17 protein-coding genes are annotated in these 19,894 nt (G+C 71.9%); 4 read left to right on the forward strand and 13 right to left on the reverse strand.

The window, feature by feature from the left end; translation table 11 throughout:
• Positions 1-3: 3 nt before the first annotated feature.
• The 6 genes from KBX00_RS12975 to KBX00_RS13000 all read right to left on the reverse strand — a co-directional run bounded on the left by KBX00_RS12975 (position 4) and on the right by KBX00_RS13000 (position 8,805).
• Positions 4-1,305, reverse strand: a complete 1,302-nt coding sequence (locus tag KBX00_RS12975) for an ABC transporter ATP-binding protein (RefSeq protein WP_210826583.1) — start codon at positions 1,303-1,305, stop codon at positions 4-6.
• A gap of 145 nt (positions 1,306-1,450) precedes the next feature.
• Positions 1,451-3,640 (reverse strand): bifunctional glycosyltransferase family 2 protein/CDP-glycerol:glycerophosphate glycerophosphotransferase, encoded by a 2,190-nt coding sequence (locus tag KBX00_RS12980; protein ID WP_210826584.1) that lies wholly within the window; start codon positions 3,638-3,640, stop codon positions 1,451-1,453.
• A 15-nt stretch (positions 3,641-3,655) separates the two neighbouring features.
• Entirely contained in the window at positions 3,656-5,704 is a 2,049-nt protein-coding gene (locus KBX00_RS12985) for a DUF5941 domain-containing protein (RefSeq protein ID WP_210826585.1), read from the reverse strand.
• Positions 5,701-6,447, reverse strand: a complete 747-nt coding sequence (locus KBX00_RS12990) for an ABC transporter ATP-binding protein (RefSeq protein WP_210826586.1) — start codon at positions 6,445-6,447, stop codon at positions 5,701-5,703. Before KBX00_RS12990 ends, KBX00_RS12985 begins: the two co-directional genes overlap by 4 nt.
• Positions 6,447-7,274 carry an ABC transporter permease gene (locus tag KBX00_RS12995; protein ID WP_210826588.1) on the reverse strand — a complete coding sequence of 276 codons (828 nt, stop codon included), beginning with the start codon at positions 7,272-7,274 and terminating at the stop codon, positions 6,447-6,449. Before KBX00_RS12995 ends, KBX00_RS12990 begins: the two co-directional genes overlap by 1 nt.
• Positions 7,275-7,392: 118 nt before the next feature.
• Positions 7,393-8,805 carry an L-serine ammonia-lyase gene (locus tag KBX00_RS13000; RefSeq protein ID WP_210826591.1) on the reverse strand — a complete coding sequence of 471 codons (1,413 nt, stop codon included), beginning with the start codon at positions 8,803-8,805 and terminating at the stop codon, positions 7,393-7,395.
• Positions 8,806-9,273: 468 nt separating this feature from the next.
• Between KBX00_RS13000 and KBX00_RS13005 the strand changes: the two genes are divergently transcribed.
• The gene (locus tag KBX00_RS13005) at positions 9,274-9,480 is read left to right on the forward strand and encodes a PspC domain-containing protein (RefSeq protein WP_210826593.1); all 207 of its coding nucleotides are present in this window, start codon (positions 9,274-9,276) and stop codon (positions 9,478-9,480) included.
• Between the two features lie 49 nt (positions 9,481-9,529).
• On the opposite strand, the gene KBX00_RS13010 is transcribed toward KBX00_RS13005, so the two are convergent.
• From KBX00_RS13010 to pdxH, 7 genes are all read right to left on the reverse strand, one after another.
• Positions 9,530-10,282 (reverse strand): DUF4230 domain-containing protein, encoded by a 753-nt coding sequence (locus KBX00_RS13010; RefSeq protein WP_210826595.1) that lies wholly within the window; start codon positions 10,280-10,282, stop codon positions 9,530-9,532.
• A gap of 98 nt (positions 10,283-10,380) precedes the next feature.
• Complete coding sequence (locus tag KBX00_RS13015; RefSeq protein WP_210826597.1) at positions 10,381-11,541, reverse strand: acyl-CoA dehydrogenase family protein; 1,161 nt, start codon at positions 11,539-11,541, stop codon at positions 10,381-10,383.
• Positions 11,538-11,843 carry a type II toxin-antitoxin system VapB family antitoxin gene (locus KBX00_RS13020; protein WP_093404142.1) on the reverse strand — a complete coding sequence of 102 codons (306 nt, stop codon included), beginning with the start codon at positions 11,841-11,843 and terminating at the stop codon, positions 11,538-11,540. The genes KBX00_RS13015 and KBX00_RS13020 overlap by 4 nt, the downstream gene beginning before the upstream one ends.
• 188 nt (positions 11,844-12,031) lie before the next feature.
• Positions 12,032-12,634, reverse strand: coding sequence for a nitroreductase family protein (locus KBX00_RS13025; RefSeq protein ID WP_210826599.1), 603 nt, complete (start codon positions 12,632-12,634; stop codon positions 12,032-12,034).
• A 41-nt stretch (positions 12,635-12,675) separates the two neighbouring features.
• On the reverse strand, positions 12,676-13,605 hold the full coding sequence (locus tag KBX00_RS13030; protein ID WP_210826601.1) for an aldose 1-epimerase family protein: 930 nt from the start codon (positions 13,603-13,605) through the stop codon (positions 12,676-12,678).
• A gap of 69 nt (positions 13,606-13,674) precedes the next feature.
• Positions 13,675-14,973, reverse strand: coding sequence for an MFS transporter (locus KBX00_RS13035; protein WP_210826603.1), 1,299 nt, complete (start codon positions 14,971-14,973; stop codon positions 13,675-13,677).
• Complete coding sequence (pdxH, locus tag KBX00_RS13040; RefSeq protein WP_210826605.1) at positions 14,970-15,623, reverse strand: pyridoxamine 5'-phosphate oxidase; 654 nt, start codon at positions 15,621-15,623, stop codon at positions 14,970-14,972. Before pdxH ends, KBX00_RS13035 begins: the two co-directional genes overlap by 4 nt.
• 254 nt (positions 15,624-15,877) lie before the next feature.
• On the opposite strand from pdxH, the gene KBX00_RS13045 reads away from it, so the two are divergent.
• The 3 genes from KBX00_RS13045 (at position 15,878) to sepH (ending at position 19,859) form a co-directional block, all read left to right on the forward strand.
• Positions 15,878-16,984 carry a citrate synthase 2 gene (locus tag KBX00_RS13045; RefSeq protein WP_210826607.1) on the forward strand — a complete coding sequence of 369 codons (1,107 nt, stop codon included), beginning with the start codon at positions 15,878-15,880 and terminating at the stop codon, positions 16,982-16,984.
• Between the two features lie 370 nt (positions 16,985-17,354).
• Positions 17,355-18,482: a phosphoserine transaminase gene (gene serC, locus KBX00_RS13050; protein WP_210826609.1), complete on the forward strand. Its 1,128-nt coding sequence runs from the start codon at positions 17,355-17,357 to the stop codon at positions 18,480-18,482.
• 294 nt (positions 18,483-18,776) lie between these two features.
• Positions 18,777-19,859 (forward strand): septation protein SepH, encoded by a 1,083-nt coding sequence (gene sepH / locus KBX00_RS13055; RefSeq protein ID WP_210826611.1) that lies wholly within the window; start codon positions 18,777-18,779, stop codon positions 19,857-19,859.
• Positions 19,860-19,894: the final 35 nt, after the last annotated feature.

Here is a 19,894-nt window from a genome sequence, read left to right on the forward strand (position 1 = left end):
AGGTCAGCGCCAGCCGACGTCGATGCGGTCGCCGCGCTCGTCGAAGAAGTGCAGGGCGTCCATGCGTACCTGGACCGCGAGCGGGTGGCCGGCGGTGACGGCAGGGTAGGGCGCGAGCCGGACCGCGAGTTCGGCCGGGCGGCGGTGGTGCCGGCCCGGGTCGTGCAGCACGCTGGTCCGGCTGCCGTTGACCGGCTGGGTCGTCGGCTCGTTGGCCCGGCCGGCGATCCGCTGCATCACCTGGCCGAACCGGCGCAGGCCGCGCTGACCGGGCGGCGTGTCCGCGTCCGCCGGGGCACCGATGTCGTCCACCATGATGGCGGTGGCGCCGATGTCGAGGAACGCGAGCGACTCATGGCCGTGGTGTTCGAGGTAGCGAATCCGACCCTGGAGCACGTCACCGGCGGTGTCCGGGGCGACCGGGGTGAGCGCCTCGGCCCGCATCCCGACCACGATTCGCTCGCCGTGGTAGTGCGCCACGGCCCGGCTGCGGATGTCGTCCCAGGGCAGGTAGAGCGCCTGCTCGCCGAGGGTGAGCGTGACGTAGCGGTCGAGGTGGACGTAGACCGACGCCTCCAGCAGGTTCATCCGGGGGCTGCCCAGGAACGCGGCCACGTAGAGCGTCGCCGGCCGGCCGTACACCTGGGTCGGAGTGCCCACGTCCTGGAGGACGCCCTTGCGCATGATGGCGACGCGGTCGGCCATGGTCAGCGCCTCGGCCTGGTCGTGCGTCACGTAGATGGTGGTGACCCCCAGCTCGCGGGTCAGCCCGGAGATCTCCGCCCGCAGCTCCGCGCGCAGCCCACTGTCCAGGTTGGACAGTGGCTCGTCCATCAGGAACAGCCCCGGCCGGCGGACGATCGCCCGGCCCATCGCGACCCGCTGCCGCTGGCCACCGGAGAGCTGACTGGGACGTCGGGCCAGCACGTCACCGATGCCCAGCGCGCTGGCCACGTCGGTGACCCGCTCGCCGCGCGGGCTCGGCTCGACCCCGGCCAGCTTCAGCGGGAAGGCGATGTTGTCGTTGACGCTCATGTGCGGGTAGAGCGCGAAGTCCTGGAAGACCATCGCGATCTTTCGCTCCCGGGGCGGCAGGTCGTTGGCCAGTTCCCCGTTGAGCATCACCGCGCCGGAGGTCGGGTCCTCCAGGCCCGCGACCATCCGCAGCACCGTCGACTTCCCACAGCCGGACGGCCCGAGCAGCACCATGAACTCACCGTCGTTCACGTCCAGGTTGATGCTGTCGACCGCGACCGTGCCGTCGCGGAAGACCTTTGTGACGTCCTTGAGTGCGACGGTGGTCACCGTCTCCTCCCCACCTCGTCCACGGAACCCCGAATGACCGTGGCAAGGATCATGCGGATGGCACATCGGGTAAACGTGCCATGTTTGAATCGTGACAGACCTATTACGTTCCATCGACTAGCGGCGATTGTGCGGAACTTCCAACTCAGACCGGCTTCTCGCCGAGGAACACCTGGCGTACCACCCGCTCGGCGGCACGCCCGTCCTCCAGGGCGCAGAACCGTTCCCGGAAGCGCGCCCGGGCCTGCTCGGCGTCGGGTGACCTGAGCGCACCCGAGCGGAACACGTCGAGCAGTTCGGTGAAATTCCTGGCCACCGGGCCGGGCGGCTCGGCCATGAGGTCCAGGTAGACGCCCCGGGTCAGCCGGTAGGCGTCCCAGTCCGGCGCGTAGATGACTATCGGCCGGTCCAGGACGGCGTAGTCGAACATCGCCGACGAGTAGTCGGTGACCAGCACGTCGGCGGCCAGGTACAGATCCTCGACCCGGGGATGGGCACTGGCGTCCAGGACGCGGCCTCGGGCGGCCGCAGGTGGGCGCCGCCGGTCCCGGTCGTGGAAGTAGTGGCTGCGCATCAGCAGCAGGCCGGCGGGACCGAGCGCGTCCAGGAAGCGCTCCGGATCGAACGGCGGCCGGTACCGGGGCAGATGCTCCCGGTGGGTCGGCGCGTAGAGCACGACCTGCTCACCGAGGCCGGCGTCGAACTCCGCGCGCCGCCGCAGCACCTCCTCGGGGGTCGCGGTGACCAGCCGGTCGTTGCGCGGGTAGCCCACCTCCAGGGTGGTGTACCCGGCCGGATAGGCGCGTTCCCACATCTGGGTGGAGAAGCTGTTCGAGGTGACGCTGTAGTCCCACCGGTCCACCCGGCGCAGCAGTCCCGCGAAGTCCATCCCGCCCGCGCCCAGCGGATAGCGCTGCTGGTCCAGCCCCATCACCTTGACCGGGGTGCCGTGGTGGGTCTGCACGTGTACCGTGCCGGGCCGCTTGCGTACCGAGTCCGGGAAGTTGACGTTGTTTATCAGCCATCGGGCCCGGGCCAGCGTCCGGTGGTACGCGGGCGTGCCGGCGACCACGTACTCGACCCCCTCGGGCAGGGTGTGCACCCGGTCCCGCCGGACGATCCACACACCCCGGACCTGCGGTGCCAGCCGGCGGGCCGCTTCGTAGATCGCGGCGGGGTTGCAGGTGTAGCCGCGGTACCAGTACGCGGCGTAGACGGCCAGGTTGTCCTCGACCGGCCGACGCCGCTCGGCCCGCTGGTACTGGCGCAACGCCACGTCACGGACCCGCCGCACGCCGATGCGGGCCGGCGGCAGCACCCGTCGGCGGGTCCGGCCGGCAACCCGGCGGGCGGTCTCCCCCGCCCGGCTCGCGGTCCGCAACGCGCTGAACGTGCGCCACCGGCCCGCCGCCACCAGCCGGTGCTTGAGCCCGGCCACCCCGCCCGGCACCCGATATCCCCGGGCAGGGCGGAACCGGGCGTGCTCGATGGCGACCCGGGCGAAGAAGGTCGGCCGCAGCTCCGGCCCGATCCGGTCGCCGTTGCCGAGCACCACCAGGTAGTGCCACATCATCCGCTCGAAGATCGCCGGCCGCAGTTCCTCGGCCCCGAACCGGTCCAACTCCCGGAACACCCGGTGCCACTGTTCGAACACATCGAAGTGCCGCTCGCCGCGGGTTCTCGTGATCGCCCCGGCCCGCCGCTGCCGGTAGTTCAGGCAGACCTGGTCCAGCACGCCGATCCGGTCGGCGGCCAGCAGCGCCGGATAGCTGAACGAGACGTCCTCGTACCAGCCGGGTGCGAAGCGCAGCCCCACGTCGGCCAGGAACTGCCGGCGGACCAGCCGGTTCCACGCGGTGTGCAGCAGGTTCACCGTCTCCGGCCGCTCGACCAGCCGGAACGTCACCGGCCCGGGCGGCACGGGAAAGACCTCGGCCATCGCGCTGCGGGTCACCGTGTCGTCCCAGTGCGCGCGTACGTGGTCGACGAGCAGCACGTCCGGCCGGGTCTCGCGCAGTCGGGCGGCCACCTCGACCAGGCAGTCCGCCGTCAACCAGTCGTCACCGTCGACGAACCAGACGTACTCGCCGGTGGCCCGGTCCAGCCCGATGTTGCGCGCCGGTCCCAGCCCGACGTTGTGGTCCAGGCGTACGGCGGTCACCCGCTCGTCACGGTCGGCGTACTCGGCAAGGATGTCGCCGCTGCCGTCGGGCGAGCAGTCGTCGATCCCGATCACCTCGATGTCGGCGACCGGCTGGGTGAGGATCGAGTCCAGGCATTCCCGCAGGTAGCCCTGCACCCGGAAGGCCGGAACGACGAAGCTGACAAGCGTCATCGTGCCGGCCCCTCCTCACCGCATCGCGCGACCTCCCGCACCCGCCGGCACCCGCGTGGGCCGGGCCGGCCGGACGAACCAGGCCAGCACCACGCTCGCCACGAAGAGCACCAGAAGGTAAGAACCGAGTGTAGCCAGACCAATACTCACGATTCCGGCGATCGCCGCCAATGCCAGCACCACCGATCGCCCCTCCCAGCCCCCAGTGGCCGCGTGCAGCGGCGGCGCCGGTTGCCGTTTCTCCAGCCTGGCGACCAGATCGTAGTGGTGCAGCGTGAGCACGAAGAGGTACCCGAAGATCAGCCAGAGAGGTGCGCCGCCGATCAACCCGACCGCGATGGCGAACAGGAACTCGGCCGCCCGCAACGCCGCCGGCACCAGCCAGTCCAGCGGCCCGTTGTGTGCCGCCCGCGCCCCGGCCGCGCCGGCCAGCAGCACCAGCAGCGCCACCGGCACCGCGACCCCCGACACCGCCGGCAGTGCCGTCCACCGCCACCAGTCCGCCGAATCGATCTCTCCGGCCACGTCGCCGGCCCCGAACAGGTCCACGGACGGCGCCGGCAGGCGGAGCACCAGCCCGATCAGGAGCAGGATCGCCGCGCCGAGCGCCGCGACCACCGCGAGCACCAGCGGCCCCGGCCGCCGCAGCACCGGTACCCGGGCGGCCAGCGGACCGTCGTCGCGGTGCAGGGTCGCGTCCAACGTGTCCAGCACCGGCACCCACATCCAGCGGGCCCGCAGCGTACGCAGACCACCGGTGTACGCCAACGCCAGCGCCCCCCAGGTCAGCACCGCCAGCAGCGCGATCCGCTGGTCGAAGAGCGCCACGGCCAACGAGATCAACGCCCACCGCTCCCCGATCGGGAAGACCACGGTGCGCTTGAGCCAGTACGACACCGAGCCGGTGTCCGCCTGCACCCGGGTCGACGCCGCGTTAAGCCGGTCACCGATACCGCCGCCACCGGTACCGACGCTCTTCGGCCGGCGCGCCGCCTCGTCGTGCAGCACGCCGTACCACGCGTCGGTCATGTGCCGCACCGTCTGCACGGTCATCGCGGCGATGGCCAGGGCCCAGCCGTACCGGAACCCGGCCTGGGTCGCGCCGAGACCGAGCCCGCCGTAGACGAGATACTCCTTCGCCCGGTCGGCCATGGTGTCCAGCCAGCCGCCCCAGGCACTGAAGTTGCGGGTGTACCGGGCCAGCTGACCGTCCACGCAGTCCAGCACGAACCCGAGGTAGAGCAGCACCGCACCGACGACCAGCAGCGGCCGGCCACCGGCGGCGAACAGTGCCGCCGCAGCCGCCGCGAAGGCCACCGACACCATGGTCACCGCCGTCGGACTCAACCCCAACCGGGCGCAGACCTTCGTGACATACGGCGACCAGGTGCTGACGAAGTAGGTGGTGAAGAAGTCGTCCTTCTCCTTCACCGACAGCCGCAGCTCGGCCCGATCCTCGTCGACCGCGGCCACCGCCGCCTCCGCCCGGGTCAGCCCCGCGGCATCGTCGACCCGGTGCGCGACGAGCAGCCGTACCCGGTTCGCGAAGACCAGCGCGCCCTGCCCGGTGAGGGCGGCGAAAAGCTGGTCCACGACGGGCCCGGCCGGTTGCCGACCGGCGGCGACCGCACGGGCGGCGGCCACCAGCGCCGGCACGTCCTCCCGGCCCACTCGCACCGCGCCGCCGAAGATGCCGGTGGCGGTGCCCTCCGCCACCTGCGCGGGGCGGCCCGCCTCGACCACCTGCCCGCGCTCCTCGCGCACCACGGTCCGTCCATCGCTGGGCGGATCGGTCAGCACCAGGGCCACGGTCGGCCCGACCGGGCTGGTCAACAGGTGCCGCAGGACCGCCGTGTGTGCGACCAGGTCCGCCCCGCTGACCACCACCGGACCGGTCGCCGCGCCCGCCAGTTCGGCCAGTTCTTCCAGGTCGGTGGCCACCCGCACCTCGGCCGCACCGGCCCGGCGCCACTGACTGGCCAGCCGTTCGCCAATGCTCTCGCCGGTACCCGTCGGCAGGCTCGCGGCCGGTGATCCGGCGGCGAGCACGATCGCGACGGTCACCGGGGAACCGCGTCGTGGTACGCGGCCAGCGCCTCGGCGATGGTGCCGTCGACGCTCAGCCGACCCGCGTCGAGGAAGAGCCCCCGACGACAGAACCGGGTCAGATCCTTCTCGTTGTGTGACACCAGCACCAGTGTGCGCCCCTCCCCGAGCAGCCGGTCGATGGTCGTGTAGCACTTCTCGCGGAACTCGGCGTCGCCGACCGCCGTCACCTCGTCCATCAGCAGGATCGGGTGCGGCAGGTGCGAGATGATCGCGAAGCCGAGACGCACCTTCATCCCGGACGAGTAATGCCGCACCGAGGTGTCGATGGCCCGTTCCACCTGCTCTCCGGCGAATGAGACGATCTCGTCGAAGTGCCGTTTGAGGTAGCCGGCCGACAGCCCGTGCAGGCCGCCCACCAGGTACAAATTCTCCCGCCCGGTCAGGTCGCTGGCGAAGCCGGCGGAGAGTTCCAGCAGCGGTGCGACGTCACCGTTGACCCGGATCCGCCCCTCGTCGGGGATCAGCACCCCGGCGATCAGCCGCAGCAGGGTGCTCTTGCCGGTGCCGTTGCGGCCGATCACCCCGACGGTCTCCCCCGGCGTGACCGAGAACGAGACGTCGCGCAGCGGCCAGAACCGGCCGTCGAAGGCACCCCGCGTACCCCGGTGGATGAACAGCTCCCGCAGCCGCAACTGCCGGCGGCGGTTGCGGACGAATCGGATGCCGAGGCCCTCCGCCTCGATGATCGGCTCACCCATCAGAGTTCCTTGAGCACGGCGGATTCGAGCTGGCGGAACGCCCACCAGCCGGCCACCAGCAGCAGCAGACTGGCGCCGATGCTGGTGGCGAGCAGCCGAGCACCCGGGAACTCGTCCGGATACCACACCGCGTGGTGCAGCTGGAAGATGCCGACAAGTGGGTTGAGTTCGTACGCCGCCCGCAGCCAGCCCGGCAGGCCGGAGTCGCGGACCAGGCTCAGCGGGTAGATGATCGGCGTGGCGTAGAAGAGCACCCGGACGACCAGGCGCATGAATCGCTCCACGTCCCGCATCAGCACGTTGAACGCCGACAGCAGCAGCGCCAGCCCGATCAACAGGACCGCCTGGATCAGCACCGCGAGCGGCAGGGCGAGCAGCGACCAACCCGGTTCGATCCGGCCCTGTGCCGCGTACCAGATCGCGATGGCGGCCAGGATCGGCAGGCCGGCAGCGTACTCGGCGAAACGGGCGACCACGCGGCCGATCGGGAAGACCTGCCGGGGCACGTTCATCGTGGTGATCAGCCGGGCCTGGCCGGTGAGCGCGTGGGTTGCCTCACTCAACGCCGCGCTGGTCCACATCCAGGCGAAGATCCCGGTGATCAGGAAGAGCGGGTACGACCCGGCGGCCTCGCCGAGATAGCGGTTGGTGTCGCGGGAGTAGAGCACGCCGAAGACGAACCAGTAGATCGCGCCCATGCCCAGTGGCTCGATCAACGACCAGAGGTAACCCAGCACCGACTGCTGGTACTTGACCGCCAGGTCGCGTCTGACCAAAATGCGCAGCGAGTTGCGGTGCGACCACAACGCCCCGACGCCAGAGGTCACCACCGTCTCCCGCCTGGTAAGAGCCTCGGCCAGGACCCGCCTCGCCTGCACCGCCCTACTGCCGGTCGCTCTGAACGGACGACAGGTTAGCAGCCGGTGAACGTTGCCCGACGAGCGCTCAGCACTCGATCACGTTGACGGCCAAGCCACCGCGCGCCGTCTCCTTGTACTTCACCTTCATGTCCGCGCCGGTCTCCCGCATGGTCTTGATGACCTTGTCAAGCGAGACGGCGTGCACCCCGTCGCCGCGCAGCGCGAGCCGGGCGGCGGTGATCGCCTTGATGCTAGCCACCGCGTTGCGCTCGATGCACGGGATCTGCACCAGGCCACCGACCGGGTCGCAGGTCAGCCCCAGGTTGTGCTCCATGCCGATCTCGGCGGCGTTCTCCACCTGGGCCGGCGTGCCACCCAGTGCCTCGGCCAGCCCGGCGGCGGCCATCGAGCAGGCCGAACCGACCTCGCCCTGGCAGCCCACCTCCGCACCGGAGATCGACGCGTTCTCCTTGAACAGCACCCCGATGGCACCGGCCGCCAGCAGGAAGCGCACCACTCCCTCGTCGGAGGCGCCCGGCACGAACCGCGTGTAGTAGTGCAGCACCGCCGGGATGATCCCGGCTGCCCCGTTCGTCGGCGCGGTCACCACCCGGCCACCGGCCGCGTTCTCCTCGTTTACCGCCAGCGCGAACAGCGTGACCCAGTCCATCACGTGCAGCGGATCCCCACCGGCGCCCGCTGCCGGCCCGGCGGGCGCGGTTGCGGCCGGGGCGGCGGCGTCGGCCTCCAGGCTGCGACGGAGTTCGGCGGCGCGACGGCGGACCTTGAGGCCCCCGGGCAGGGTGCCGTCACGGGTGCAGCCGCGCTCGACGCATTCCCGCATGACCCGCCAGATGTCCAGCAGCCCGGCCCGGACGTCCGCCTCGGCCCGCCGGGACACCTCGTTGGCGAGCATGACCTCGCTGATGGACAGCCCGGTTCCGGCGGTCACGTCGAGCAGTTGCGCGCCGGTGAGGAATGGGTACCGGACCGGGGTGCTGTCCGGCTTGATCCGGTCCACCCCGGCCGCCGCCTCGTCCACCACGAACCCGCCACCCACCGAGTAGTAGGTGCGCGTCCGCAACTCGGCCCCGCCCGCGTCGTACGCAGAGAAGATCATCCCGTTCGGGTGGTACGGCAACGACCGGCGACGGTGCAGCGTCAGGTCGCGCTCCGGCGCAAAGTCGATCTCGTGCGTACCCAGCAGGGGCAGCCGGTGCTCCGCTCGGATCCGGCCGACCCGCCCCTCGACGCTGTCCGTGTCGACCGTCTCGGGCACCTCGCCCGCCAGGCCGAGCAGCACCGCGCGGTCACTGCCGTGCCCGTGCCCGGTGGCGCCGAGGGAACCGAACAGCTCGGCCCGCACCCGGGCGGTGTCGGTGAGCAGACCGTCGGCCTTGAGCCCGGCGACGAAGGTACGCGCCGCCCGCATCGGCCCCACCGTGTGTGAGCTGGACGGCCCGATACCCACACTGAACAGGTCGAACACGCTGATCATTACTGTGCCTTCTCGCCGTCGCCGGGGTTACCGGTATGCGGCCGGTCATGGCCGGCTCCGTGCTGGATAGCCGACCCGGGTCGTAGCCGGTCTCCGGTGCGGTCCGGCCCTGGTGACGCCCGGGTGAGGGCGTCCGACCAGCGAGCCTACTACCCGGGCCGCCACCATGACCGAGGTGCGAGCGCTGTCGACCTGACGGCGCAGACGGATCGCACCCGCGATGGCACAAATGGTTCAGCTCGACAGCGTCCGCCGGAGACTCGACAGCGTCCGCCGGAGAACAGCTCGGCCTTCCTCGGCGTCGCAGTCGGCCCTGATCCCGACAGCAGGCGTCGTCCGGAGCCCACACGGGTAAGCACCTACGGGTCAGCGGGGTGGCGTTCCTCCTACCGACCGAGGGCGGGGCGGCCATCCGTTCCTACCGTTGATCTCAGCAGCGGCGAACCGCCGCAGAGGGGAAGTACGACGATGAGTCGCAAACTGGTCCGTCCCCGCGAGGGGCGCATGCTCGCCGGGGTCTGCGCTGGTCTGGCGCGGCGGTTCGGCATGTCGGCCGGGTTGATCCGGCTGCTGTTCCTGCTGTCGCTACTGCTCCCGGGCACCCAGGTGATCGTCTACCTGGCGCTCTGGATCATCATGCCCAACGAGGACCGCCACCTGGTCACCGGCCACTGACCCCCACCCACACACCCCCCGCCCACCGCACACCCCGGCGGGGGCGGGGTCAGGGGGCGATGTAGGTGACGGTGACCTGTTCGAAGCCGAGCGAGCGGAGCAGCCCCTCCAGCATCTTGCGGGTGTTCTCCTCGGCGCGGGCGTTCAGACCGCTGTCCCGGGCCGCCGCGGTGATCCGGTCCTCGGCCAGCCGGTAGACCTCCTGCTGCCGGTTCGGGTCGCCGCCGATCAGGTCACCGACGCGGTTGAGCAGGCCGCGCTCCTCCGCGAAGACGTAGCTCTTCTCCAGGTCGAGGTTGGTCTCGGCAAGTTGCGGCGCCGGCAGCTTGATCTCGACCGACTTCCCGTCGGCCGACTGCACGATCGCCCCCTCGGTGAGGGTGGTGAAGTCGACGTACGCCTCGACGCTGCCCGACCCGACGAACAAGGTCCGCTGGTTGAGCAGCCAGTCCGGCACGTTGCGCCGGTCGTTCTGCAGGTCGACCACGACCTGGAAGTTGCCCTCGGCAGCCACGTAGCGGCTGAGGTCCTGCATCGACTCCAGCAACGCGGGCTGCGTGCGGTCGGTCTGCTCCTTGCTGAACGGATTGCGGAACTCGGGCAGGATCCCCGTGGTCTGCACGCCGAGCAGCACCACCACCGCGAGCGCCGCCGCGCCGAGCACCCAGAGCAGGGCGCGGACCGCTCCGCCGCCCGAGTGGGGAGCCTGCGGTGGTGTGTCCGGGGCGTCCGTGAGCACATCGCCCGACCGGTGGTCGGCAAACTCGCTGGTGGGCTCGTTGATGTCGCCGTCGCGTGCCATCGCCCTCACCGTCCTCGTCAGACGCGGTCTCTGGTGATGACGGTAAACCCAACCTACGACAGCCGCTCGCCGAGCCCGTCAGATGAAGTGGGCCCGGTTCAGGCGAACGCCGACACGCCGGTGAGCCGCTGCCCGACGACCAACTGGTGGATCTCCGAGGTGCCCTCGTACGTCAGCACGCTCTCCAGGTTGTTGGCGTGCCGCATCACCGGATAGTCCCCGGAGACCCCGTTGGCGCCGAGAATGGTCCGACACTGCCGGGCGATGGCCAGCGCCTCCCGTACGTTGTTCAGCTTGCCGACGCTCACCTGCTCCGGGCGCAGTCTTCCGTCGTCGGCCAGCCGGCCGAGTTGCAGCGCCAGCAGGTAGCCCTTGTTCCACTCGACCGCCATGTCGGCGAGCTTGGCCTGGGTGAGCTGGAAAGCGGCCAGCGGCCGACCGAACTGGGTGCGGGTCGTCGCGTACGTAAGCGCGGTCTCCAGACAGTCGCGGGCCGCGCCGAGCGCCCCCCAGACGATGCCGTGCCGGGCCTCGGTCAGGCAGCTCAGCGGCGCCCTCAACCCGGTCGCGTCGGGCAGCCGCGCGTCCGCCGGCAGCCGCACGTCGTCGAGGGAGATCTCTCCGGTCAGCGAGGCGCGCAGCGACATCTTCCGGGTGATCTCCCGCGCCGTCACTCCCGGCGTGTCCATCGGTACGACGAAGCCCCGCACGCCGTCGTCGGTGCGGGCCCAGATCACCGCCACATCGGCGATCGGCGCATTGGTGATCCACGTCTTGCTGCCGTCGAGCACCCAGTCGTCGCCGTCGCGGCGCGCCCGGGTCGCCATCGACGCCGGGTCGGACCCGTGATCGGGCTCGGTCAGCCCGAACGAGCCGATCGCCTCGCCGGCCGCCATCGCCGGCAGCCAGCGCTGCTTCTGCTCCTCGCTGCCGTAGCGCCAGATCGCGTACATGGCCAGCGAACCCTGCACCGAGACCAGCGACCGGACACCTGAGTCACCGGCCTCCAACTCCAGACAGGCCAACCCGTACGCGACGGCCGTCGAGCCGGCGCAGCCGTACCCGGTCAGGTGCATGCCGAGCAGGCCGAGCTTGCCGAACTCGCGGGCCAGGTCACGGGCCGGCACCTGACCGGCCTCGTACCAGCCGGCGACGTGCGGGCGGACCAGGTCGTCGACCACCCGGCGCACGACGGCGCGGATCGCTCGCTCCTCCTCGGTCAGCGACGTGTCCAGGTCGAGCAGGTCGACCGGGGTCACTCGACCGCCTCGGCGAGCACGAACACCCGGGCGTGGATCTGGTTGCGCTGTTGCAGCGCGGCACGCAGGGCCCGGTGCAGGCCGTCCTCCAGGTAGAGACCGCCGTTCCACTGCACGACGTGCGGGAACAGGTCACCGTAGAAGGTGGAGTCCTCAGCGAGGAGCTTGTCCAACGCCAGCTCGCGCTTGGTGGTGATGAGTTGGTCCAGGCGCAATGGGCGGGGCGGAATCTCCGCCCACTGCTTCAGCGTGAGGTTGTGTTCCGGATAGGGACGTCCGTCCCGGACCGCTCTGAAGATCACGACGGACGCTCCCCTCCCCTGGCCGGGCCGGTACCACGACACCGGGCCGGGTCGCGGCACGGCGCCGCGACCTGCGGCGCCGACGACCGTGCCAGCGTAGCCGGACCCCGCACCCCACGTTCTGTTCCCTGATGCCAGTTTCGCCACCGGTCGTCCGGTTCTCAACCGGACGAAATCACCGGTTCGGGTCAGCTCCACCGTCCCCGTCGGACGACCTCCTCCACCGGACGTCGCCCGCGCCGCAGCGACGGTGACCGGTGGTCGGCGGCTCGATAACCGACAGTGAGGGCACCGATCGGGTGGTACGCCTCCGGCACACCGAACGCCTCCCGATAGGACTCCAGCCGCTGCGGCGGAATGCCGAAGAAACAGGAACCCAACCCCTCGTCCACGGCGGTGAGCATCATCAGCAGCGCGGCGAAGCCGGTGTCGACGTACCAGTAGGGCACCGGCCAACGGTCCGTCGACCGATCCGCCCAGCCCTTGTCGGGCTCCGCGTACCGCTCCAGGTAGACCGAGCGGTTGGCGTGCGGCACCACGATCAGTGGGGCCCGACGCATCCCGGCCAGCCACCGCTGCATCCCGCCGCCCTCCGGGGTGCTGGCCGCCCAGAAACGCTCCCGATCCTCCGGCGACTCCAGCACCAGGAAGCCCCAGCCCTGGGAGAACCCGGCCGACGGGGCTCGCACCGCGTGCTCCAGCAGCCGCTCCAGCACCTCCGGCGGGACCGGCCGGTCCGGGTCGTAGTTGCGCACCATCCGGCGCCGCCGGACCACCTCCGCGAACTCCACGCCGTACTCCTCACTTGCCCGTCCGGTTGGTGACCGGGCGGTCAGACCCCGGGCCGAATGCCCCAACTCCCGCGCCAGGTGTCGCCCGGCGCCAGGGTGATGAGATCCCGGCCGGACCGGAACGCATCCGGCGGGCAGGTCATCGGCTCCACCGCCACCGACCGGCGGAACCGCTCGCCGGTAAGGGTGTCACCGGTGAAGACCTGCCACCAGCCGAACTGGTCGTCCGCCCAGATCCGTAGCCCGGCCGCGGCGTCCGGCCCGGTCAGGGTCACCGAGGAGCCCCCGTCGGCGTCCCGGTTCACCTGCCCGAAGGCGAGATCCAGCACCGCGTCACCGATGCGACGCGGCTCGGTGTAGTCGTACTCGCTGCCGGCCACCACGGCCGCGCCGACCGGCAGCAGCCGGCCGTCCAGCATCAGTCGGGTCCGGCCGGGTACGCACAGGGCGATGTCCTCCACGGGCACCCCCGGCAGCCGCAGGTACGGGTGCACGGAGAAGCCGAAGGGCACCTTCTCGGTGCCGGTGTTCGTGACCTCGTGCTCGGCGCGCAGCCCGTCGGCTCCCACGCGCCACCTGGTACGCAGCCGCAGCGGCCACGGGTACCCGGGCTGCGGCAACAGGTCGTAACCGACCGTGACCTCGTCCGGTTTCTGCTCGATCAGGTGCCACGACGCCCAGTTCACCAGGCCGTGGATGGCGTTGTGCCGTTCCGGCTCGGTCAGGTTCAGCTGCCGCGACCGGCCGCCGAAGGTGTAGACACCGTCGCGGATCCGGTTCGGCCAGGGTGCGAGCACCTGCCCCGCCGAGCCGGGGCACAGCTCGTCGGTGGCGTACCCGTCGAGGTGCTCGACCCCGTCCTGGTGGTAGGCGCGGAGTCCGCCGCCCACCTCGACGATGACCGCCTCGTGACCGGCGGCCGAGATGCTCCACTGGGCTCCCGAGAGGGGAAGCGGATCGCGGCTGTCCATGTCGCCAGACCCTAGCCGCCGACGCCGTGGTCCGCTCGCCGCGGTCGACGGCCGCCGTCGTGCTCGTGCTCACCGTCCCCGCTCGGCCCCGTCCCCGCTCGGCGACCGGTAGCGAGTCAGCGCCGGGAAAGCCACGGCGAGCAGCACCGCGAGCACCGCCGCCGCGACACCGCCACCGACCCAGGCCACCCCACCGCCGAACCCGGCCGCCATCGCCCCGGCCCGGAGGTCACCCAGGCGCGGACCGCCGGCCACCACGACGGTGTTGACGCCCTGTAGCCGGCCGCGCATCCGGTCCGGTGCGTAGACCAACAGCATCGACTGCCGTACCACCGAGCTGACCAGATCGGCCGCGCCGGCCAGTACCAGTAGCACCACCACCAGCCAGAGCTGGCCGGCCAGCCCGGCCAACGCCACCGCGACACCCCAGCCCACCACGGCAAGCACCAGCACCAGACCCTGCCGGCGGACCTGGCCGATCCACCCCGACACCAGACCGGCGAGCAGTGAGCCGATCGCGATGGAGCTGTAGAGCCAGCCCACCGCCGCGCCGCCGCCGAAACGTTCGGTCGCCACCTCGGGAAACAGGGCCCGAGGGAAGGCGAACACCATCGCGATCAGGTCGATTGCGAAGGAGAGCAGCAGCACCGGGCTGCCGGCCAGGTACCGGACGCCGTCGACGATGCTGCGCAGCCCCGCCTGTCGGGGCCCGCCGTCCGGATCGGGCTCCGGCGGCATGGCCGGCAGTCGCAGTGCCGCCCAGACCAGCGCGGCGAGCAGCGTCGCGTCCACGGCGTACGCGACCGGCAGCGCCACCCCGAGGTCCCAGATCGCCAGGATCAGGCCGGCGGCCAGCGGCCCGAGAACCGCGGTCGCCATCGCGGTGGTGAAGTTCAACGTGGTGGCCGCGGGCACCAGCTCGGCCGGTACCAGCCGGGCCACGAGCGCACCCCGGGCCGGCCCGGAGATCGCGAACGCCACCGAACTCAACCCGACAAGGGCCAGCAGCAGGATCGGGCTACCGATGCCGAGCAGCGCCTGGGCCAGCAACCCCAGCACCGCGACCCAGAGCAGGATGGAGCCGCCCAGCAGCACCCGCCGCCGGTCGATGGCGTCGGCGACCGCGCCGCCCCAGAGCCCGAAAACCAGCAGTGGTACGAAGGCGGCGATGCCGAGCAGACCGACCCAGAGGGAGTCCTCGGTGAGCGCGTACATCTCCACCGGCACCGCAACGGCGGTGAACTGGAAACCGAACATCGCGATGGCGTTGCCGAGCCAGAGCCGCCGGTACGCCGGTACCCGCAGCGGACGCAGATCGATCGCCCAGCGGCGCTGCTCGCGCGGCCGGTCGGTACTGCCGACGGTCACGGTGCCAGCCGCTCCACGACCCAACCGGCGTCGGCCCGGCGGAACCGCAGCCGGTCGTGCAGCCGGCTGGCTCGGCCCTGCCAGAACTCCACCGAGTCGGGACGCACCCGCAGCCCGCCCCAGTGCGGCGGCGCGGGGATCGGGTCCACCTCGGCGAAGCGCTCCGCCGCGGCCCGGTAGGCGGCGTCGAGGGCGGCCCGGTCCGGCAGCACCGACGACTGGGCACTGGCCCAGGCACCCAGCTGCGAACCGCGCGGCCGGCTGGCGAAGTACGCCTCCGTCTGCGCCCGGTCGAGTCGTTCCACCGGGCCGGCGACGATCACCTGCCGCTGCATCGGAAACCAGGGAAAGAGCAGGCTGGCGTACGGGTTGACGGCCACCTCGACGCCCTTGCGGGAGCCGTAGTTGGTGAACAGGACGAAGCCCTCCAAGTCGTACCCCTTGAGCAGCACCGTCCGCGCGCTCGGCCGCCCGGCGCCGTCGGCGGTGCCGAACACCATGGCGTTCGGCTCCGGCAGCTCGGCGGCGACCGCGTCGGCGAACCACCTGTCGAACTGGGCGTGCCAGTCGGCGGCCAGTCCGCGCTCCGTCAGGCCGGACTCGGCGGCGTACTCGTGCCGCATCCCGGCCGGCACCGGTGTGTCCCCCATCACGCTCCCGCTCCTCCCCCATGGGGCCGGTACGCACCCGGCGACCAGCCCGTCCGGCCCAGTCTTGTCGATGCCGGAAGGGGCTCGGCAAGCGGGATGTCGCCAGCAGCACATTGACAGCGTCTCGCGCACCCGGTCCCCAGCAGGCAAGATGTCACGAACACATCCCTGAGGGTCGCCTAAGGCGCTCACCCGGCCGGGGCCGGGGCACCGAGCCCGGGCGGGCGCACCGACCACACACCAGGAGCAGTGAGATGGCCGATTTCAAACCCGGACTTGAGGGCGTCGTAGCCTTCGAAACCGAGATCGCCGAGCCCGACCGCGAGGGTGGTGCGCTGCGCTATCGCGGGGTCGACATCGAGGACCTGATCGGCCAGGTCTCCTTCGGCAACGTCTGGGCGCTACTTGTCGACGGCCGCTTCGGCCCGGGCCTGCCGCCGGCCGAGCCGTTCCCGGTGCCGGTGCACTCCGGCGACATCCGGGTCGACGTGCAGTCCGCGGTCGCCATGCTCGCCCCGTACTGGGGTTTGCAGCAGCTGTTGGACATCTCCGACGAGCAGGCCCGCGGGGATCTGGCCCGGGTGTCGGTCACCGCACTCTCCTTCGTCGCCCAGTCCGCTCGCGGCCTGGGGCTGCCGGCGGTCCCGCAGAAGGAGATCGACAAGGCGGAGACGATCGTCGAGCGCTTCATGAAGCGGTGGCGCGGGGAACCCGACCCTCGGCACGTCAAGGCCGTCGACGCGTACTTCATCTCGGCCGCCGAGCACGGCCTGAACGCCTCCACCTTCACCGCCCGGATCGTCGCCTCCACCGGCGCGGACGCCGCCGCCTGCATCTCCTCGGGCATCGGGGCGCTCTCCGGCCCGCTGCACGGCGGCGCGCCGTCGCGGGTGCTGACCATGCTGGAGGCGGTCGAGCGCAGCGGCGACGCGGAGGGCTACGTCAAGGGCGTGCTCGACCGGGGTGAGCGGCTGATGGGCTTCGGCCACCGGGTCTACCGGGCCGAGGATCCGCGCGCCCGGGTGCTCCGCCGCACCGCGCGGGAACTGGGGGCCCCGCGCTTCGAGGTCGCCGAGGCCCTGGAGAAGGCCGCCCTCGCCGAGTTGCAGGCCCGCCGGCCGGACCGGGTGCTCGCCACGAACGTCGAGTTCTGGTCCGCCGTGGTGCTCGACTTCGCCGAGGTACCGGCGCACATGTTCACCTCCATGTTCACCTGCGCCCGGATGGGCGGCTGGAGCGCGCACATCCTGGAGCAGAAGAAGCTCCAGCGGCTGGTCCGCCCCTCGGCCCGCTACGTCGGCCCGGGCACCCGCAAGCCGCACGAGGTCGACGGCTGGGACGCCGTCCCGCACGACGTCTGAGACGCAGCGAAAGGGCCCCTCTGCTGGACGGCGGAGGGGCCCTTCCGACTGCTCGGGCATCGGCGGCCGGGCGGCCGGCAAGCGGACGCGGCCGGCAGGCGGGGCGGCCGACAGGCGGGGCCGACGAGCGGGAGCGGGTCGACAGGCCGGGGGCGCAGCAGGCCAGGTCGGCCGGCTGTGGCGGACGCCTCATGGTTCAGGGTGGGACCAGCGCCCGGACCGGCGGTGACTGGTGCGAGGATGAAGTCCGGCAGCGCTGCCGGACGGGCTCCGACCCGGCAACGCCGTGCGGTCACGCACGCGTCCGCGGTCGGTCCACGCCCATATTGCTCACCCGGGCCCCGACCCATGCGGAAGGATCTTGAACACCGTGGCTGACGCACCGACCATCCGGATTCCCGACGAGATCAAGCCCGCCGACGGCCGATTCGGCTGCGGGCCGTCCAAGGTCCGTCCGGCGGCGGTCTCCGCGCTCGCCGAGGTGGCCACCAGCTACCTGGGCACCTCGCACCGGCAGCAGACCGTCCGCGACCAGGTGGCCCGGTTGCGCTCCGGCATCGCCCAGTTCTTCTCGCTCCCCGAGGGGTACGAGGTGATCATCGGTAACGGTGGCACCACCGCCTTCTGGGAGGTCGCCACGTTCGGCCTGATCCGCGACCGGGCCCAGTTCGCCAGCTTCGGCGAGTTCGGCGCCAAGTTCGCCAAGGCCGTCAAGGATGCGCCCTTCCTCGGCGAGCCGACGGTCCGCAAGTCCGACCCGGGCAGCGCCCCGGCCCTGGCCGCCGAGGCCGGCGTGGACGTCTACGCCACCCCGCACAACGAGACCTCGACCGGCGTGGCGGTGCCGATCGGCCGGGTGGCCGGCGCGGACCCGGGCTCGCTGCTGCTTGTCGACGCCACCTCCGGTGCCGGCGGGCTCGAGGTCAACGTGGGCGAGACCGACGTGTACTACTTCGCCCCGCAGAAGTGCTTCGGCTCCGACGGCGGGCTCTGGTTGGCCCTGATGTCGCCGGCCGCGCTGGAGCGGGCCGCCGAGGTCAAGGCCTCCGGGCGGTACATCCCCGCGTTCCTCGACCTGGTCACCGCGATCGACAACTCGCGGCTGGAGCAGACCTACAACACCCCGGCGCTGGCCACCATCTTCCTCGCCGCCGAGCAGACCGACTGGATGAACAGCCAGGGAGGTCTGGCCTGGGCGGCCAAGCGCACCGCCGAGAGCGCCGCGATCGTCTACGGCTGGGCCGAGCGGTCGTCCGTCGCCACGCCGTTCGTCACCGACCCGGCACTGCGCTCCAACGTGGTCGCCACCATCGACTTCGCCGACGGGGTGGACGCGGGTGCGATCGCCAAGGCGCTGCGCGCCAACGGCATCGTCGACACCGAGCCCTACCGCAAGCTGGGCCGCAACCAGTTGCGGGTGGCGCTGTTCCCGGCCGTCGAGCCGGCCGACGTCGAGGCGCTGACCGCGTCCATCGACTACGTCGTCGAGCGGCTGTAGGATCGCCGACCCGCCGCACCACGGGCCCGGCACCCCTAACGGGGCGCCGGGCCCGCGCCGTAGGATGCCTGGGTCGGCTCCGGCTCGACTGCCCCCGCACCACTTCGGACCGTGTACCACGGCACTGTCGGCCGTCGACAGCTGACCCGTCACACAGCGGCGGAGCAGGCGGATCCGCCGCTTGTCCGGGCGTGGCGTCTCCCGCCGCAGGACGGATGGGCGTACCGTGGAGCGCAACGCCCCGGGTGGCCGGCTCGTGGCGTACGGCCAGCGAAGCGGGACGGAGGCAACGCGATGCGCCCAGTACGCTTCGTCGCCCTCTCCGAGGACGGCCAGGCCCTGGTGCTCGCCGACGAGGTCGGGCGACTGCTCGCCCTGCCGTTGGACGAGCGTATCGCCGGAGCGCTGCATGCCGAGCCGGGTACGCCCACGCTCGCGGTGGCACCGGCCGCCGCCGATCCGGTGCCCTCACTGTCTCCTCGGGACATCCAGGCCCGGATCCGCTCCGGTGAGTCCGCCGAGGACGTCGCGCGGATCGCCGGTGTCCCGGTCGACCGGGTGCTCCGCTACGCCGGGCCAGTGCTCCAGGAGCGCGCGATGCTCGCCCAGCACGCTCGGCGCACCCGGCTCAAGGGCGCCGAGAAGCCGACGCCGCTGGCTGAGGTGGTCAACGGTCGGCTGGCGCAGCACGGGATCGACACCGAGAAGATCTCCTGGGACGCGTGGCGCCGCGACGACGGCACCTGGCGGATCGTCGCCACCTGGCCGTCCGGCAAGGCCACCGCCCAGGCGGTCTGGGATCTGGACAAGACCCGGCAGTCGGTCGCCCCGCACGACGACATGGCGCAATATCTGTGCGCCGAGCGCCCGACGCCGATCCTGGGCCAGGAGCCGGCACCGGAGCGGGGCGGCCACGCCCTGCCTGGCCCGTCGCGCGGCGAGCCGAGCCGGGGTGGGCACGGGCTGCCCTCGCCCGCCGAGCCGGGTCGCGCAGGTCGTGACCCGATCCGCGCCGGCCGCGACGCACTGCTCGCCTCCCTCGACCGGCCACTCGGCTCGACCTCGGGCCGTGGGCTCGACCCGCGTTCGCCGGCCGCGCTCGCCGGCGGCTCGGACCCGCAGCGCCAGCGGGCGGTCGCCGGGGGCGCTGCCGCGCTGCTCGGCGGCGGTCCGGGCTCGGCTTTCGACGACGACGCGGACGCACCCAAGGAGGTGCCGGCCGTGCCCTCGTTGGCGGTGCTGCGTCCCCGCCGCACCAACGCGCCAGCCGCTGGCGCCGCCGAGTCCAACGAGGCCGGCGGCAAGCCGCGCAAGCGCCTGCCCAGCTGGGACGACGTCCTCTTCGGCACCGGCCCCGCCGCCCGCGAGTCCTCCTAACCCTCCCTGCCCCGGACCCTCCCCACCCCCCACCC

The sequence above is a fragment of the Micromonospora sp. C95 genome (assembly GCF_018070465.1).
In the GTDB taxonomy this organism is placed as follows: Bacteria; Actinomycetota; Actinomycetes; order Mycobacteriales; family Micromonosporaceae; genus Micromonospora.